This is a genomic window from Altererythrobacter sp. TH136 (assembly GCF_007065885.1).
GTDB lineage: Bacteria > Pseudomonadota > Alphaproteobacteria > Sphingomonadales > Sphingomonadaceae > Tsuneonella.
In genome coordinates this window covers 2,248,176-2,263,734 of sequence record NZ_CP041409.1, presented here as the reverse complement: position 1 = coordinate 2,263,734, position 15,559 = coordinate 2,248,176, and the positions used below count along the sequence as shown (strand labels likewise).

Annotated in this window: 18 protein-coding genes and 1 tRNA gene; 14 read left to right on the top strand and 5 right to left on the bottom strand. The window is 67.7% G+C overall.

Annotated elements, in window-relative coordinates; all coding sequences use genetic code 11:
* Window positions 1-67: 67 nt before the first annotated feature.
* From glmM to thiD, 3 genes are read left to right on the top strand one after another with little or no spacing between them, the layout of a single operon-like run.
* Window positions 68-1,405: a phosphoglucosamine mutase gene (gene glmM / locus C0V74_RS10980; RefSeq protein WP_143251788.1), complete on the top strand. Its 1,338-nt coding sequence runs from the start codon at window positions 68-70 to the stop codon at window positions 1,403-1,405.
* Entirely contained in the window at window positions 1,405-1,629 is a 225-nt protein-coding gene (locus C0V74_RS10975) for a DUF1272 domain-containing protein (protein WP_143251787.1), read from the top strand. Before glmM ends, C0V74_RS10975 begins: the two co-directional genes overlap by 1 nt.
* Window positions 1,626-2,423 carry a bifunctional hydroxymethylpyrimidine kinase/phosphomethylpyrimidine kinase gene (thiD, locus tag C0V74_RS10970; protein WP_143251786.1) on the top strand — a complete coding sequence of 266 codons (798 nt, stop codon included), beginning with the start codon at window positions 1,626-1,628 and terminating at the stop codon, window positions 2,421-2,423. Before C0V74_RS10975 ends, thiD begins: the two co-directional genes overlap by 4 nt.
* Before the next feature lie 20 nt (window positions 2,424-2,443).
* On the opposite strand, the gene C0V74_RS10965 is transcribed toward thiD, so the two are convergent.
* The 3 genes from C0V74_RS10965 to C0V74_RS10955 form a co-directional block, all read right to left on the bottom strand.
* Window positions 2,444-3,316, bottom strand: a complete 873-nt coding sequence (locus C0V74_RS10965; RefSeq protein ID WP_131621839.1) for an LOG family protein — start codon at window positions 3,314-3,316, stop codon at window positions 2,444-2,446.
* 43 nt (window positions 3,317-3,359) lie between these two features.
* Window positions 3,360-3,899 carry a pseudouridine synthase gene (locus tag C0V74_RS10960; RefSeq protein ID WP_143251785.1) on the bottom strand — a complete coding sequence of 180 codons (540 nt, stop codon included), beginning with the start codon at window positions 3,897-3,899 and terminating at the stop codon, window positions 3,360-3,362.
* Window positions 3,900-3,964: 65 nt separating this feature from the next.
* Window positions 3,965-4,038, bottom strand: a tRNA-Gln gene (locus tag C0V74_RS10955).
* Between the two features lie 191 nt (window positions 4,039-4,229).
* Between C0V74_RS10955 and C0V74_RS10950 the strand changes: the two genes are divergently transcribed.
* The 3 genes from C0V74_RS10950 to C0V74_RS10940 are packed head-to-tail and all read left to right on the top strand — an operon-like array spanning window position 4,230 to window position 6,352.
* Window positions 4,230-5,387: a Ppx/GppA phosphatase family protein gene (locus tag C0V74_RS10950; protein WP_143251784.1), complete on the top strand. Its 1,158-nt coding sequence runs from the start codon at window positions 4,230-4,232 to the stop codon at window positions 5,385-5,387.
* Window positions 5,384-6,055 (top strand): RlmE family RNA methyltransferase, encoded by a 672-nt coding sequence (locus C0V74_RS10945; RefSeq protein WP_143251783.1) that lies wholly within the window; start codon window positions 5,384-5,386, stop codon window positions 6,053-6,055. Before C0V74_RS10950 ends, C0V74_RS10945 begins: the two co-directional genes overlap by 4 nt.
* Window positions 6,056-6,085: 30 nt before the next feature.
* Complete coding sequence (locus C0V74_RS10940; RefSeq protein WP_282595947.1) at window positions 6,086-6,352, top strand: DUF6479 family protein; 267 nt, start codon at window positions 6,086-6,088, stop codon at window positions 6,350-6,352.
* A gap of 31 nt (window positions 6,353-6,383) precedes the next feature.
* Here the strand turns inward: C0V74_RS10940 and C0V74_RS10935 are convergent, their stop codons facing one another.
* Window positions 6,384-7,079, bottom strand: a complete 696-nt coding sequence (locus tag C0V74_RS10935; RefSeq protein WP_131621831.1) for a c-type cytochrome — start codon at window positions 7,077-7,079, stop codon at window positions 6,384-6,386.
* 140 nt (window positions 7,080-7,219) lie between these two features.
* On the opposite strand from C0V74_RS10935, the gene C0V74_RS10930 reads away from it, so the two are divergent.
* The 7 genes from C0V74_RS10930 to C0V74_RS10900 are packed head-to-tail and all read left to right on the top strand — an operon-like array spanning window position 7,220 to window position 14,311.
* Window positions 7,220-8,137, top strand: coding sequence for a prephenate dehydratase (locus tag C0V74_RS10930; RefSeq protein WP_131621957.1), 918 nt, complete (start codon window positions 7,220-7,222; stop codon window positions 8,135-8,137).
* Between the two features lie 35 nt (window positions 8,138-8,172).
* Entirely contained in the window at window positions 8,173-8,835 is a 663-nt protein-coding gene (locus C0V74_RS10925; RefSeq protein ID WP_246844845.1) for a hypothetical protein, read from the top strand.
* Window positions 8,832-10,100, top strand: a complete 1,269-nt coding sequence (locus tag C0V74_RS10920; RefSeq protein WP_143251781.1) for a DUF4350 domain-containing protein — start codon at window positions 8,832-8,834, stop codon at window positions 10,098-10,100. Before C0V74_RS10925 ends, C0V74_RS10920 begins: the two co-directional genes overlap by 4 nt.
* A complete protein-coding gene (locus C0V74_RS10915) occupies window positions 10,097-11,059 on the top strand; it encodes a MoxR family ATPase (protein WP_246844843.1) in 963 nt (320 codons plus the stop codon). Before C0V74_RS10920 ends, C0V74_RS10915 begins: the two co-directional genes overlap by 4 nt.
* A gap of 2 nt (window positions 11,060-11,061) precedes the next feature.
* Window positions 11,062-12,372: a DUF58 domain-containing protein gene (locus C0V74_RS10910; RefSeq protein WP_143251780.1), complete on the top strand. Its 1,311-nt coding sequence runs from the start codon at window positions 11,062-11,064 to the stop codon at window positions 12,370-12,372.
* Window positions 12,369-13,397: a stage II sporulation protein M gene (locus C0V74_RS10905; RefSeq protein WP_143251779.1), complete on the top strand. Its 1,029-nt coding sequence runs from the start codon at window positions 12,369-12,371 to the stop codon at window positions 13,395-13,397. The genes C0V74_RS10910 and C0V74_RS10905 overlap by 4 nt, the downstream gene beginning before the upstream one ends.
* On the top strand, window positions 13,394-14,311 hold the full coding sequence (locus C0V74_RS10900; protein WP_143251778.1) for an RDD family protein: 918 nt from the start codon (window positions 13,394-13,396) through the stop codon (window positions 14,309-14,311). The genes C0V74_RS10905 and C0V74_RS10900 overlap by 4 nt, the downstream gene beginning before the upstream one ends.
* A gap of 30 nt (window positions 14,312-14,341) precedes the next feature.
* Here C0V74_RS10900 and C0V74_RS10895 read toward each other — a convergent pair whose 3' ends face one another.
* Complete coding sequence (locus C0V74_RS10895) at window positions 14,342-14,791, bottom strand: hypothetical protein (protein ID WP_143251777.1); 450 nt, start codon at window positions 14,789-14,791, stop codon at window positions 14,342-14,344.
* Between the two features lie 237 nt (window positions 14,792-15,028).
* Here C0V74_RS10895 and C0V74_RS10890 point away from each other — a divergent pair, with 237 nt between their 5' ends.
* Window positions 15,029-15,538 (top strand): GNAT family N-acetyltransferase, encoded by a 510-nt coding sequence (locus C0V74_RS10890; RefSeq protein WP_143251776.1) that lies wholly within the window; start codon window positions 15,029-15,031, stop codon window positions 15,536-15,538.
* The last annotated feature ends 21 nt before the right edge of the window (window positions 15,539-15,559 follow it).

Genomic DNA, 15,559 nt, shown 5'->3' with positions numbered 1-15,559 from the left:
AGTGACATCGCGCGCGGTGGGCGGCAAAGCGGCGGACTGCAGATCAAAGCCAGAGCAAGGGACGCATATGGCACGCAAATTTTTCGGCACCGACGGCATTCGCGGGCGCACCAATGCAGGTGTGATCACCGCTGCCGTCGCGATGAAGGTGGGCCAGGCCGCCGGCCACCATTTCCTGCGTGGCGACCACCGCCACCGGGTGGTGATTGGCAAAGACACCCGCCTGTCGGGCTACATGATGGAAAGCGCGCTGGTCGCCGGCTTCACAAGCGTGGGCATGGACGTGATCATGACCGGCCCCCTGCCCACCCCCGCGATCGCCTTGCTAACGCGCGAGATGCGCGCCGATCTGGGCGTCATGATCAGCGCCAGCCACAATCCGTTCGAGGATAACGGCATCAAGCTGTTCGGACCCGATGGTTTCAAGTTGTCCGATGCCGACGAGCTGGCGATCGAGGCGCTGCTGGAGGCAGAGCCGGTGCTGGCCGAAGCCGAGCTGATCGGCCGCGCCCGCCGGATTGAGGATGCGCGTGGCCGCTACATTCACGCGGTCAAGCAATCAGTCGCCAGCGACTTGCGGTTCGACGGCCTCAAGGTCGTGGTCGATTGCGCCCACGGCGCGGCCTACCAGGTGGCGCCGAGCGCGATCTGGGAACTGGGCGCGGAGGTCGTGACGATCGGCGTCGCTCCTAACGGCACGAACATCAACCGCGACGTCGGCTCCACCTCTCTCGCGGCCCTGCAGGCCAGGGTGGTCGAAGAAGGCGCGGACATCGGCATCGCCCTCGACGGCGACGCTGACCGGCTGATCGTCGTCGATGAAAAGGGGCAGGCGGTCGACGGTGACCAGCTGATGGCCGTGATTGCCCTCAGGATGCGCGAAAAGGACGCGCTACGCGGCGGCGGCGTAGTGGCGACAGTGATGTCGAACCTGGGACTGGAGCGGTTTCTTGCGGGAGAGGGTCTGACACTGGAGCGCACCCAAGTGGGCGACCGTCATGTGCTGGAGCGGATGCGCGCGGGCGGATTCAACGTTGGCGGCGAGCAGTCGGGACACATGATCCTGCTCGATTATGCGACCACCGGCGACGGCACCGTCGCCGCGCTGCGGGTGCTCGCCAGCCTCGTGCGATCGGGTAAGCGGGCGAGCGAGCTGCTGCATCAATTCGAGCCGGTGCCCCAGCTGCTCAAGAACGTCCGCTATTCCGGCGGCAAACCGCTGGACGATGCGCGGGTCAAGGCGGTGATCGCCGACGCAAACGGCGAACTGACCGGCAAGGGCCGACTGGTGATCCGTCCCTCCGGCACCGAGCCGCTGATCCGGGTCATGGCCGAAGGCGACGACGCCGCGCAGGTCGAGCGGGTGGTCGATGCGATCTGCGATGCGGTGCGCGAGGCCGCCTGATGCTGGAGATGCGGCCCGACTGCGAACGCTGCGGCGCGGATCTTCCGGCTGAACATCCCGGCGCGTTCATCTGCAGCTTCGAATGTACTTTCTGCGCGGAATGCGCCGAGGCGCTGGACGATCGTTGTCCCAACTGCAGCGGCGAACTGATGGACCGCCCCGCCCGGGCCAAGGCGCTCCACGCGAAGTTTCCGCCGAGCAGCGAGCGGAAATTCCAGTCGTGAGCGCCCCGCCCCGGGTGCTGGCGATCGCCGGGTCCGACAGCTCAGGGGGCGCGGGCATCCAGGCCGACCTCAAGACGATCGCCATGCTCGGCGGCTATGGCATGACTGCAATCACCGCGATCACCGCGCAGAACACCCGCGGGGTGCAAGCCGTGGTGCCCCTGTCGGCGGAACTGGTCGAAGCGCAGATCGAATCCTGCCTGTCCGACATCGGCGCCGATGCGATCAAGATCGGAATGCTCGGTTCGCCGGCCATCGCCCACGTGGTCGCCCGGCTGCTGAAGAGCTTCAGCGGCAGTATCGTGTTCGATCCGGTGATGGTCGCCACCAGCGGCGGGGTGCTGGCCGACGACGACACGATCGCCGCATTCGCCCCGCTGATGGACATCGCCACGCTGGTTACGCCCAACCTGCCGGAACTGACCGCGCTAACCGGAATGCCCGTTGGCACCCACGAGTCGGTTGCCGCCGCGGCCCATATGCTGGTCGAACAGCACAGCTGCGCCGTGCTGGCGAAGGGCGGGCACGCCGAAGGCGACCGGGTGCTCGATATGCTGGTGCTGGCGGACGGGGACTTCGCCAACTTCGATGATCCCCGCATCGAAACGCGCCACACGCACGGCACCGGCTGCACCCTGTCGTCCGCGGTGGCGACGCTGCTCGCGCACGGGCAGCCGCTGACCAACGCGGTGCGACTGGCGCGCCGGTTTGTACGTGCGGCAATCGAGCACGCGCCCGGCTTCGGCGACGGCTCAGGTCCGCTTGGTCACCAGGCCGTGCGCACCCCTACCTGAGGCGCGCACCAGCCGGGCGCTCAATCCTTGATGTCGTAGAACGCTGCGATGTGGCCCCAGGCCTCGTCGGCGGTTTCACACCAGCGAAACAGATCGAGGTCGGCGCGGGAGATCGTCCCTTCCTCGGCGAACGCGTCCCAGTCGATCACCCGGGTCCAGAAATCCTTGCCGAACAACAGGATCGGCATCGGCTTCATCTTGCCGGTCTGGATCAGGGTCAGCAGCTCGAAGAACTCGTCGAACGTGCCGAACCCGCCGGGGAACACCGCCACCGCCCGCGCGCGGAGCAGGAAGTGCATCTTGCGCAGCGCGAAATAGTGAAACTGGAACGACAGGTGCGGGGTGACATATTCGTTGGGCGCCTGCTCGTGCGGCAGGACGATATTGAGCCCGATCGATTCGGCACCGGCATCGTTCGCGCCCTTGTTGGCAGCTTCCATGATCGAGGGGCCGCCGCCAGAGCAGATGACGAACTGGCGCTCGCCATTCTCGACGATCGCTCGCTCGCTAACCATCCGTGCAAGCTTGTACGCCTCGTCATAGTACTTGGCCTTGGCCGCCAGCCGCTCGGCCACCACGCGGTTTTCGGGCGAGGCGTTCTCGACCAGCATAGCGGCGTGATCGGGTGATGGAATGCGGGCGGAGCCGTACATCACGAGGGTCGATCCAACCCCCGCCTCGTCGAGCAGCATTTCGGGCTTCAGCAACTCCAGTTGGAAGCGCACCGGACGCAGTTCCTCGCGCAGCAGGAATTCGACATCGCGAAATGCCAGCCGGTATGCGGGGTCACGGGTCTGTGGTGTGTCGGGGCTGGCCTTGTCGGAGAAGGCAGCTTCCTGCTCGGCGGGGTAAAACTTGCGTTCGGTGAGATCGCGTTCTTCTTTTTCGGTCATTGGCGCGCCGATAGGCGGCAAGCCGGCGCGCGGCAATAACCGCTTACACCAATCGCCATTCGCCGGGTGCGAGACCGGCGAGGTCCCACTCGCCGATCCGCCAGCGCACCAGCCTCAAGGTCGGCAGACCGACCGCAGCGGTCATCCGCCGTACCTGGCGATTGCGTCCCTCGCTGATGGAAAGGCGCAGCCACGCGTCAGGTACGCTCTTGCGAAACCGGACCGGCGGATCGCGCGGCCACAGGGCGGGCGGCTCGATCAACTCGGCGCGCGCAGGACGGGTCGGCCCATCGGTGAGCACTACGCCGCGCCGCAGTTGGCCCAGCGCCGCGTCGTCCGGCGTGCCTTCCACCTGCACCAGATAAGTCTTTTCCAGCTTGAACCGCGGATCGGCAATGCGCGCTTGCAACCGGCCGTCGTCGGTCAGCAACAGCAGCCCCTCGCTGTCGCGGTCGAGCCGGCCGGCTGGATAGACTCCGGGCGGATCGATGAAGTCCGACAGCGTGGCGCGCGTGGTTTCGCTGCCGCGGTCGGTGAACTGCGACAGGACATTCATCGGCTTGTTGAATGCAATCAGCGACATCGACAAAGTGCTGGCAAAGCAAGGGAGGAGCCGCGGGCTTGCATGATCAGCCGAACCTGAAAAGCTGGATGCCCCGCAAGGATTCGAACCTTGATTGACGGAGTCAGAGTCCGCTCTCTTACCATTAGAGGACGGGGCACCGGCGCGGGTGGCGGCCAGGGGCCGGTCCGCGAGGAGGCGCACTTAGGTTCGTCCGCGACCAAGGTCAAGCGCGCTGGAGCGACTGTGTCCCGGCGAGCTTGCCGACTGGCACGCAGCCCGCTAGCATTGTCGCCAGGTCCCCGCGCGGCGCGCCCGATGCGTCTGGCGGGAGGAACAGAAAGCATTGAAATGGCGGATGTCTCTCCGCCGGACAAAGTCAGGAGCGCCAGGAACAGGACGCGCAGCAACGGGGGCAAACCGTCCGGCAAAGTAGCCGATTTCCGCTACAAGCGCCCCTCGCCGTCCGATCCCAGCGCACATCGCGGCACCGCCTTGCGCACCGGCGCGCCGGCCACCGGCGAACCCCGTCGGCAGGCCTATGCCGCGCTCGATCTGGGCACCAACAACTGCCGGCTGCTGATTGCGCGCCCTTCCGGCGAAAACTTCACGGTGATCGACGCGTTCAGCCGAGTCGTGCGGCTGGGCGAGGGACTCGCGCACAGCGGCCGCCTGAGCGACGAGGCGATGGACCGGGCGCTCGCGGCGCTCCACGTCTGCGCCGACAAGTTGCGGCGCCGCAACGTGTCGCTGGCCCGCTCGGTTGCCACCGAAGCCTGCCGGCGCGCCGCCAATGGGGCGGACTTCATTGATCGCGTGCGCGAGGAAACCGGCATCGCGCTCGACATCATCTCGGCGCAGGAGGAAGCCCGACTCGCGGTCCTGGGCTGTCATATCCTGCTGGAACAGGGCCACGGGCCGGCGGTGATCTTCGACATCGGCGGCGGGTCAACCGAACTGGTGCTGATCGAGCCGGGCGAACGCGTGCCGCGGATCATAGACTGGGCCAGCGTGCCGTGGGGCGTGGTCTCGCTGACCGACACCGTCGGCCGCGCAGAAGACGACGCCGCCACCCGGCTCGGCCGCTATCGGCAGATGCGGATGCTGGTGTCGGATAGCTTTGCACCGTTCGCCGAGCGCATCGCCGACGCTTCGCGGGCGGAGGATATCCGCCTGCTGGGCACCAGCGGAACCGTAACGACACTCGCCAGCCTGCATCTCGAGCTGCCGCAGTACGATCGCCGCGCGGTCGACGGGCTGATCGTGCCGGCGCAAGCGATGCGCGCCATCAGCGAGCGGCTGTCGGTGATGGATCTTGATGAGCGGCAGACCCTCCCGTGCATCGGGCCGGACCGCGCGGACCTGGTCGTCGCGGGCTGCGCGATCCTGGAATCGATCCTCGACATCTGGCCGGCAGAACGGCTGGGCGTGGCCGATCGGGGGATTCGCGAAGGCATCCTGCGCAGCCTGATGGCCGGCACCCCCGCCCCGCCCAGGCCTGCGGCATGACCCGCGGCGGCGGCGATACGACCAAGCGGGTCAAGACCGCGCGCGGACGCACCGCGTCGTCCAATCGCTGGCTGTCGCGCCAGCTCAACGACCCGTACGTCCAGCAGGCCAAGGCCGAGGGGTATCGCAGCCGCGCGGCATACAAGCTGATCGAACTCGACGAGAAATTCGGCGTATTGAAGGGCGTTCACCGGGTGATCGACCTCGGCATCGCGCCGGGCGGGTGGAGCCAGGTGGTGCGCAAGCTGCGTCCCAAGGCAAGCGTGGTCGGCATCGATCTGCTGGAGACCGACCCGATCGAGGGCGTCACGCTGCTGCAGATGGACTTCATGTCCGACGATGCGCCCGCGAAGCTGGCCGAAGCGCTTGGCGGCAAGGCAGATCTCGTGCTGTCCGACATGGCCGCCAACACGGTCGGTCACAAGCAAACCGATCACCTGCGGACGATGGGCCTGGTCGAAGCGGCCGCGTGGTTCGCCGTGGAACACCTCGAACCCGGCGGTGCGTTCGTCGCGAAGGTGTTCGCCGGCGGGACCGACGCGGAGATCCTGGCGCTGCTGAAAAAGCATTTCCGCACGGTCAAGCACGCCAAGCCGCCCGCCAGCCGGAAGGGGTCGAGCGAGTGGTACGTGATCGCACAGGGCTTCAAGGGCGATCCGCTTACCTGACGGTGCGCCCAACGCCCGAGTTCGCCCAAACTGGACTATTCGCGTCAATCGGCGCACGCACACGCCTTCGATGTATGCCGCTGCGCCCTTCTCGTGACGACGCACGTCATCCTGGTCATCGCAGTGACCGCGTTGCTGATTGCGGCGCTTATCTGGATCGAGAGCATGCGCCGCCACACCAGCGCGACCAAGGCCGCCGAGCGCAAGCGGCGCCGGGCGAACGAGCGGCGGCAGCGGCAGGACGCGCGCGAATCGGAGGAACACCCCCCGCATCCGGGCCGCAAGCATAGGCGCTAGTCAGGTTGCGCTGACCGGCGGGAATACCGGCTTAGTTCTCGCCCTTGTTCGTGTTCAGCGGCCCGTCGGTCACCGGGGCCGCGACCGCGCCGGCTGCATCCATGCCAGGCTTTTCGGCCGGCCCGGCAGTGGCGGAAGGATCGCCGGCGGCGGCAGCTTCTGCCGCATCGCCGGCAGGCGCTGCCGCTTCCGGAGTCGGCAAAGCGGGTCCGCCACCCTGCTGCTTCAGATAAAGGATGATGTTCGCTCGGTCCTGCCCGTTCGACAGGCCAGCAAAGCTCATCTTGGTGCCAGGCGCGAACGCCTTCGGGCTGGCGAGCCACGCGTCCATGTTCTCGTACGACCATTCGCCGCCGTGACCCGACAACGCGCTAGAATACGCATACCCCGCTGCGTGCTTGCCGATCGGCGTGCCCATGACCCCGTAGAGGTTAGGTCCCTGCTTCACGGCGCCGCCCTGATCGAAGGTATGGCAAGTGCCGCAGCGGCCCTGCGCCGCCTTCTCACCCGCAGCGACATCGCCTGAAGCGAGCAGCACCGCCAGACCCGGCCCTGCGTCCGCGCCGCCTTCACCTTCCTCGACCACGCCCTCGATGGGATAGCCCATCTGTTCGGGGCGGTGCGGCTTGTCGGCGGTGAAGTATTTCGCGCTGACGCTCGACAGACCAAGCGCGACGATGCCTGAAAACAGGACCCAGCCGGCGGCGGTATTGAAGCGGTCTTGCATGGGGTGCGTGATCCGGAAGAAAGGCGGAAGGAAAATGGTTGCGCCGCGCTCTAGTCAGGGCGCCGCGCGCGCGCAAGTGCCCGCGCATCTGGTCGTGCGGCTTGCCCGGCGATTGCCGCGCCGTTAGGCGCAAGCGCCAGATGGACAGCTTTCAATCCTCGTTCCCCGCACCCGCCCGATCGCTGGTGAAGGCGATGCAGTCCGCCGCCGCCGCGGACCCGGCGCGCGCGGTCGCTTTTGCCGGGGCACCGGGGGCCAATTCGCATCGCGCCGCCACCGAGATGGCACCCGGCTGCCTGCCGTTGCCGTGCTTCAGCTTCGAAGACGCGATCGACGCGGTAAAAGCCGGACGCGCCGGCAGCGCAGCCATCCCGGTCGAGAACAGCCAGCATGGGCGGGTAGCCGACATCCACTTTCTGCTCCCGGAAAGCGGCCTGCACATCGTGGCTGAGCACTTCCTGCGCATCAACCACGCGCTGATGGCGCTGGCCGGCGCGGACGGGACCATGGGCCCGTTCGAGGCGGCCTACAGCCATCCTCAAGCGCTCGGCCAGTCGCGCCGGTTCCTGCGCGAGCGGGGCATCGTGCCGTTGAGCTATGCCGACACCGCCGGCGCCGCGGCGCATGTGTCGGAGCGGGGGGAGCCGGGCCTCGCGGCGATCGCTCCGCCGCTCGCCGCCGAGCTCTACGGCCTGCAAATTGCGGAACATGATGTCGAGGACGCGGCCGACAACACCACCCGCTTCCTGATGCTGGCACGGCAGCCGCTCGCTGCTGCGACGGTCAGGGGGCCGGCGATCACCACGTTCGTGTTCGAGGTAAAGAACGTGCCGGCGGCGTTGTACAAGGCGATGGGCGGGTTCGCGACCAACGGCGTGAACATGACGAAACTGGAAAGTTACCAGGCCGGCGCGAGCTTTTCCGCGACGATGTTCTATGCCGACATCATCGGCGCGCCGGGCGAACCGGCGGTCGACCGGGCGCTCGACGAGCTCGCCTTTCATTGCAAGGAACTGCGCATCCTCGGGACCTATCGCCAGGAACGCGTGCGCGGTTAGTTGCGCCTGCGGGTGCGCCGTGTCACCACCGGTCGGTGACGACTGGCAGCATCGGGGGAACGGGGCAGATCGGCGATCCTGCCAAGGCATGGGACGCGGTGCGCGCCGACGATTCGATCCAGTTCGCGCCGGTACAGATTCCCCAGGAAGCTCCGCCCGAACCGGGCTGGCTCGATGCGCTGTTCGGATGGTTGGGAGACGTGCTGGCGCCCGTCGGCCGTGCGCTGGGCTTAAGCTGGCCGATATTCAAATGGGTGCTTCTTGCCATCGCGATCGCCGCACTTGCCCTGTTGCTGTGGCGGATGCTGTCTCCCGCGCTTCACTGGCGCCCCAGACAGCAACAGGCGTCGGAGGACGGCGGCTGGATTCCCGCGGCAGGCGATGCGCTCGCGCTACTGGAGGATGCCGACGCGCTCGCCGCGCAAGGCCGCTTCGATGAGGCGACGCACCTACTGCTGAAGCGCAGCGTCGGCCAGATCGCCGCTGCCCGTCCCGACCTCGTCGAACCCGCGACCACCGCACGCGAGCTGGCCGCCCTGCCCGCGTTACCTGACGGCGCGCGCACCGCGTTCGGCACGATCGCCGGGCGGGTGGAGCGCAGCCTGTTTGCCTTGCGCGCGCTCGGGGCCGAAGATTGGCACGCGGCCCGCGCCGCGTATGCCGAGTTCGCTCTTGCCCGGCTGCCGGCGCGCGCATGAGCGGGTCGTTCAGCCCGCGCGCAGTGCTGGGCGCGGTGCTGTTCGGCACGGCGACTTTCATCGCGCTGCTGTACTTCATCGGACAGGGCGATACCGGACCGGGCGGGGGAAGTGGCAGCGGCCACGCGCGGAGCCAGGGACTCGATGGCTATGCCGGGCTTGCCGCAATGCTGCAGAAGCAGGGCTATGACGTCACCCTGTCGCGCAGTCCGGGCAAGCTCACCGGCGAATCGCTGCTGGTGCTTACTCCCACCCAGTGGAGCGATCCCGACGACATTGCCGAGATCATCGAGCGGCGGCGCTATTCGGGCTCGACTCTGCTGATTCTGCCGAAGTGGAACAGCGTCACCGTCCCCGCCTCGCTGACGAATACCAAGCAGGGGTGGGTCCAAATGCTCGGCGCAGGCCGGCCGCGCTGGACCGATGAACTGACTGACCCGCAACAAATGACCGTCAGACTTGCCCGGCTGCCCGGCGGCACTGACTGGCAGGGCATGGACCTTGCCGGCCAATTGCCCGATCGCGATCAGGTGTTGGGGCTGGAGGAAGGCGCCTGGACCAGCCTGGTGCGCGACTCGGGTGGCCGCGATTTAGTGGCCTATGCCGACGACCACGGCTGCTATCCGGTGCTCGACGCCGCGGCCCGCGCCCCGGCTCCGGATGCGGAGTGCGATAGCGATAAGTGGAGCCTGGTGGTCGCGTTCGAGCCGGACCTGTTCAACAACTATGGGCTGGCTGATCGCAACCGCGCCTTGCTAGCGGCCAAGGTGATCGAGGCGGCGCGCGAGGGGCAGGACGTTCCGGTGGTGTTCGATCTCACGCTTAACGGGTTCGGGGCGAACAAGAACCTGCTCACGCTCGCCTTCCAACCGCCTTTTCTTGCCGCGACGCTGTCCCTGTTGCTGGCATTGCTGGTGGTGGGATGGCGCGCGTTCGGCCGCTTCGGCGCGCCGGTGGCGGAGGATCGGGCGATCGCTTTCGGCAAGACGCGCCTCGCCGCCAACGCCGCAGGCTTCATCCGCCGCAGCGGACGGCTGCATCTGCTGGGCGCACCGTTCGCCGATCTCGTCGCCCGCAGGCTCGCCGCGTCGTTTGGCCTGCGTAGCGCCGACCCGGCCGCAATCGACGCCGCCCTGGCACGCCGCGCGCCGGACGGTCCCAGCTTCAGCGAGCTGGCCGACCGCTTGCGCGCCGCGCGCGGACCATCGCAGACGCTGCGCGCGGCGCACGCCCTCAAGTCGCTCGAAAGGATCAACGCCCGATGACCATGACCCTCGACGAGATGCGCGACCTGGCCGCCGCCATCCGCGGCGAAGTCGCCAAGGCCGTGGTCGGGCAGGAACAGATCGTCGAGCATTTGCTGGTCGCGCTGCTCGCGGAAGGCCACGTCCTGCTGGAGGGTCCGCCGGGCACCGCCAAGACGTTCCTCGCCCAGTGCTTTGCCGCCGCGCTGGGCCTGGATTTCGGGCGCATCCAGTTTACCCCCGACCTGCTGCCGGGCGATATCCTCGGCTCCAACCTGTTCAACTTCCAGACCAGCCAGTTCACCCTGACCCGCGGGCCCATCTTCTGCGACCTGCTGCTGGCGGACGAAATCAACCGCACCCCGCCCAAGACCCAGGCCGCGCTGCTCGAAGCGATGCAGGAGCGGCGGGTGACGCTCGACGGCGAGACTCACGCCCTGCCAGAGCGATTCATGGTGATCGCAACGCAGAATCCGATTGAGAGCCAGGGCGTCTATCCCTTGCCCGAGGCGCAGCTCGATCGCTTCCTGTTCAAGCTGCTGGTGGCTTATCCCGCTCCGCAAGAGGAAGCTGCGATCGTCAGCCGCTTCGCCCAGCGGCTCGGCCCGCCGCGTCCGGCCGAGTTCGGGGTCGGTCCGGTGACCGACGCCGCCCGGCTCACCGGTGCCTCCGCCGCCCTCGATCAGGTGACAGTCGCCGGGGATATCGTCGATTATGTGGTGCGGCTGGTGCGCGCGACGCGTGAAACGAGCGATCTCGCCACCGGCGCTTCACCGCGCGCTGCGGTTCAGCTCGCCAAGGCAGCTCGCGCCCGCGCGGCGCTGGAAGGGCGCGACTATGTGCTTCCCGACGACGTCAAGGCACTCGCCGCTTCGGTCCTGCGGCACCGCTTGACACTCAGTCCCGCCGCCGAGATCGAAGGCCGACAGGTCGAGCAGCTCGTCGGAGAACTGGTCGAGCAGACCGAGGCGCCGCGCTAGCGATGATCGTCCCCGCCCCCCGTGCCGCGCTGTTCGCCATGCTGGCCGCGCCGGTCGCGCTGGTGATCGCCGCTTCCGCGCCCGGCGCGTGGGTCGTGGCACCTTTGGCGGGGGTGATGCTGGTCGCGCTGGTACTGATCGATGCAATGCTCGCGGGCGGGTTGGCGGAGTGGCGGGTCACGGTGCCCGAAGATGCCGAGATCGGGGAGCCGGTGACGCTGACGGTGATGGCCGACATCGGCGATGGCCGCGCGCGCGGAGTGGATGCGGCGCTTGCAGTCGATCCCCGACTCGCGCGATCGGGTCAGGCCAATGTCGCGCTGACGCCGCGCGACGGCGCGTGGCAGGGGGAAGCGGTGCTCGTCCCCAACCGCCGGGGCACCGCCGCCCTCTCTCATCTCTGGCTGCGCTGGAGCGGCCCGCTGGGCCTCGGCGCCCGGCAGTTTTCCGTGCCGCTCGAGCGCCAGTTGCGGATCTGGCCCGACCTGTCGCCAATCCGCAGCCCCACCCTGCAGCACTTCCTCCGCAATACGGAGGTCGGCCTCATCGCGCGGCGCATCCGCGGAGAGGGCACCCAGTTCGAAGCGCTCTCGGAATATCAACCCGGCATGGACCGGCGGCGGATCGACTGGAAGACCAGCAGCCGCCACACCCGCCTGTTCGCCCGCGAGAACGAGGCCGAGCGCAACAACCAGATCGTGTTCGCGTTCGATTGCGGCCAGTCGATGTGCGAGCCGGTCGATGGCCTGCCGCGGATCGACCGGGCGGTGACCGCTGCGCTGAGCGCGGCCTATGTGGCGCTCAAGGGCGGCGACCGGGTGGCGCTGTTCGGCTTTGCCCGCCGGCCGCTGGTGCTTACGCCGTTCCACGGCGACACCCGCGCGTTTCACTACCTGAAAAGCGCGGCCGCCGGGCTGGACTATCATGCGGAGGAACCGAATTTTACCCTGGCGCTGGCCACTCTGTCCCAGCGGCTCCAGCGGCGCAGCTTGGTGGTGCTGTTCTCCGACTTCACCGATCCCACCAGTGCCGAACTGATGATCGAAAGTCTCGGGCGGCTGGTGGAGCGACACTTGGTCCTGTTTGTCACCATCGAGGACAGCGAACTGGCCGAGCTGCAGGCGGCGGAGCCCGACAGCCTGGATGCGCTGGCCACCGCCGTTACGGCCGACACCCTGGCCCGCCAGCGCGCGCTGGTTCTGCAGCGGCTGCGCCAGCGCGGGATCGACGTCATCGAAGCGCCGTGGAACGCGATCGGCTACCGGTTGATCGACCGTTACCTGGACGTCAAACGCGAGGGAGCCATCGGATGAGCGACCTTGCCCCCGATGCGATCGAAGCCGCGATCCTGCGTTCCGACCGGTTCCGCCTGAGCCGCGAGGACGACTGGCGGCGGCTGGAGCAGATTGTCCGGCGGATGGAAACGGGCCGCCTGCGCAAGCTCAGCGACGAAGACGTGCTCGCCTTGCCCGCGCTCTACCGTACGGCGGCATCCAGCCTGGCGGTGGCGCGCGAGACGTCGCTCGATGCCGCGACCATCGCCTGGCTCGAAAGCCTCGTCCGCCGGGCGTGGTTCCAGGTCTATGGCCCGCGTCAGGGCTTCGCACGGTGGCTCGCCGGGTTCCTTGGCGGCGGACTCAGCCGGGCGGTGCGTGCGATCTGGCCCGATATCCTGATCGCGCTGGCGGTGATGATCGCCGGGGCCGTCGCCGGCTGGCTGCTCGTCGCGCAGGATCAGGAATGGTACTGGAGCCTCGTCCCCAGCCAGTTCACCGACACCCGCGTGCCGGGCGCCAGCCGAGAGGTGCTGCTGCAGGCTTTGGGCACCGAGAGCAGCGCAGCGGGCCTGTCCGGTTTTGCCGCTTACCTGTTCCAGAACAACGCCAGCGTTTCGATCCTGGCCTTCGCGCTGGGCTTTGCGTTCGGCATTCCCACCTTGCTGATCCTGCTGAAGGAGATGGCCACCCTTGGCGCGATGCTGTGGCTGTTTGCCGGGCAAGGCTTGACGCTCGAATTCGCCGCGTGGCTGTCGGTCCACGGCTCGACCGAACTGTTCGCCATCCTCCTGGCTGGCGCGGCCGGCATCCACGTCGGCCGGTCGATGGCCTTCCCCGGGAAGCGCGCGCTGCTGCCTGCGACCGCCGCCGCCGGCCGGCGGGCAGCGACAGTGATGGCGGGCGTGGTGCTGATGCTGGTGGTAGCGGCGGTGCTGGAAGCATTCGCCCGCGAGTTGGTCGGGCAGACGTGGGACCGGCTGCTGATCGGCGGCGCGATGCTGCTGTTCTGGCTCGCCTACTTCTTCGCCTTTGGCCGATCGGCCAGCGCAGCTGACGCATGACCGGCGCCGTCATTCCGTACGACACGAAGCGCCGGCGCGAGGTGATCACCCCGGAAGGCATCGCCCTGACGTTCGTGGTCGCCAGCCGTGCCGCCCGATTTGGCGCATTCATTCTCGATTACCTGATCCTCACGTTCGGCGCGGTCGCGCTCACGTTCCTGATCGCGTGGGTCGCGGGCGGGCTCCGCGCGCTGGATGGCGCGGCGACCAGCGGAGCGGGCGAATTCCTGGGCGTTTCGTGGACACTCGCGTGGTTCCTTGCGTGGAACGGCTACTTCATCGCCTTCGAGCTTGGCCCCCGCGGCGCTACGCCGGGCAAGCGCGCCGCCGGCATCCGCGTGGCCGCCCGCGCTGCGCCCGGTGAAGGTGCGGCGCGGCTGACCGCCGAGGCGGTGATCGCGCGCAATCTGCTGCGCGACATCGAGTTCTTCATGCCGGTGATCCTGTTGATGTCTGCGCCGACCGGCCAGACGGGCGCAGCCGGCGTCGCTGGAGCGCTGTGGTTCCTCGGCTTCATGCTGTTCCCGTTCTTCAACCGGGATGCGCTGCGCGCCGGTGACGTCGTGGCAGGGACCTGGGTGGTCGAAGCACCGCGCCCAAAGCTGCCTCAGGCGCTCTCGACCGCGGTGGGAGCAAGGGGGACCAGCGAGGTCACCGGCGCGCGCTATCGTTTCGGCGACGACGATCTGGCGGTCTATGGAGAGCACGAACTGCAGACGCTGGAACGGGTCTTGCGCGACGGCAACCCGGCCGCGCTGGCTTCGGTTCACGCGGCGATCTGCCGCAAGATCGGCTGGCACCCCGGTGCCGGGGACGAGCGCGCCTTTCTGGAAGCCTACTACGCCCAGCTTCGCTCCCGGCTGGAAGGCGGGATGCGCTTTGGCCGGCGCAAGGCGGACAAGTTCAGCAACTGACCCTGTCCGCCCCGCGCGCGGTCAAGGGGGTCAGCGGTTCCACTTCATCTGGCGGAACAGCATCGATCCCATCTGTTTGCGATACGTTGCGCGTTTGCCCGATTCGGCCTGCATCTGCGCCTCGGTGCTCTTCATGTGTTCAAGGAACAGCTTGTTGCGGCGCATGCCTTCGGCGGCATCGGCAAAGGCGGGAAACCACGTGACGAGGTAGATGTCGGCTTCGCCATCCCGGGCATTGCTGTTCGCCCAGATCTGGTAGTCGCTGATCCACCCTTGTTGCTTGGCGTAGTCCTGCGACTTGCGCCAACTTTGCGCCAGGTAATTGGCGTATTCGAGATCGTGACCGTCATCGATCTTGATCATGCCCATTTCGACGTAATCGGCAGGATCGACCGGGTAAGCCGACTGGGCAACGGCGGCGTGCGGTACCGCCAGCGCAAGCGCCAGCGCGCTCAGCGCGGTCATGGAAAACTTGGTCATATGCTCGAGACTCCCAATGCGCGGCCGGCGCACGATTGCGCCTCCGCCATTGCTCTGGAGTCGGGCGACCTCATTCCCCCTGTGGGCCGGCCCCTCGGCAGGTGGAAGCTACGCTTCTGACGCCGCTTGTCGAGTCCCGTGGCACCGGGCCAACCGGGTCCGGGCGACCGTGCGGAAACGCTCGCAAGCATTCGTGGCGGCTGGCGGGATTCGTGCGCACGCCCTAGGTGACCAGCGATGCGTCTACGATCCGCAACCGCCGCCGACGTCGATGAGCTCGTGGCGTTCTCGCGCCAGTCCTTCACCCGGGCCTTTGGTCACCTGTACGCGGCCGAGGACCTGGCGGCGTTTCTCGATGAATATCGTTCTCCCGACCGCTTCTCGGCGATCATCGCCGATCCCGACAAGGTGCTCACTGTCGCTGATCAGGACCAGCGCATCGCCGGCTATTCGACGGTGGAGTTCGGCGCGCGGTTCGATGCGCGGCCCGATCCCCACCCGCGCAGCCCGTGCATCCTTGGCCAGCTCTATTGCGAACCCGGCCACGGCATTGGCAGCGCGCTGCTGCACCGCGCGATCGACCAGGCCCGGCAACGACATTGCGACGCGATGCAGTTGTCGGTCTACAGCGAGAACTTCGGCGCGCAGCGGTTCTACCAACGGTTCGGGTTCCGGCACGTGGCCGACATCGACTTCTGGGTCGGCCAGCACCGCGACGACGAGTTCCTCTACGAACTGCCTCTCTAGCAACCCGGTATCCTGCTTCGG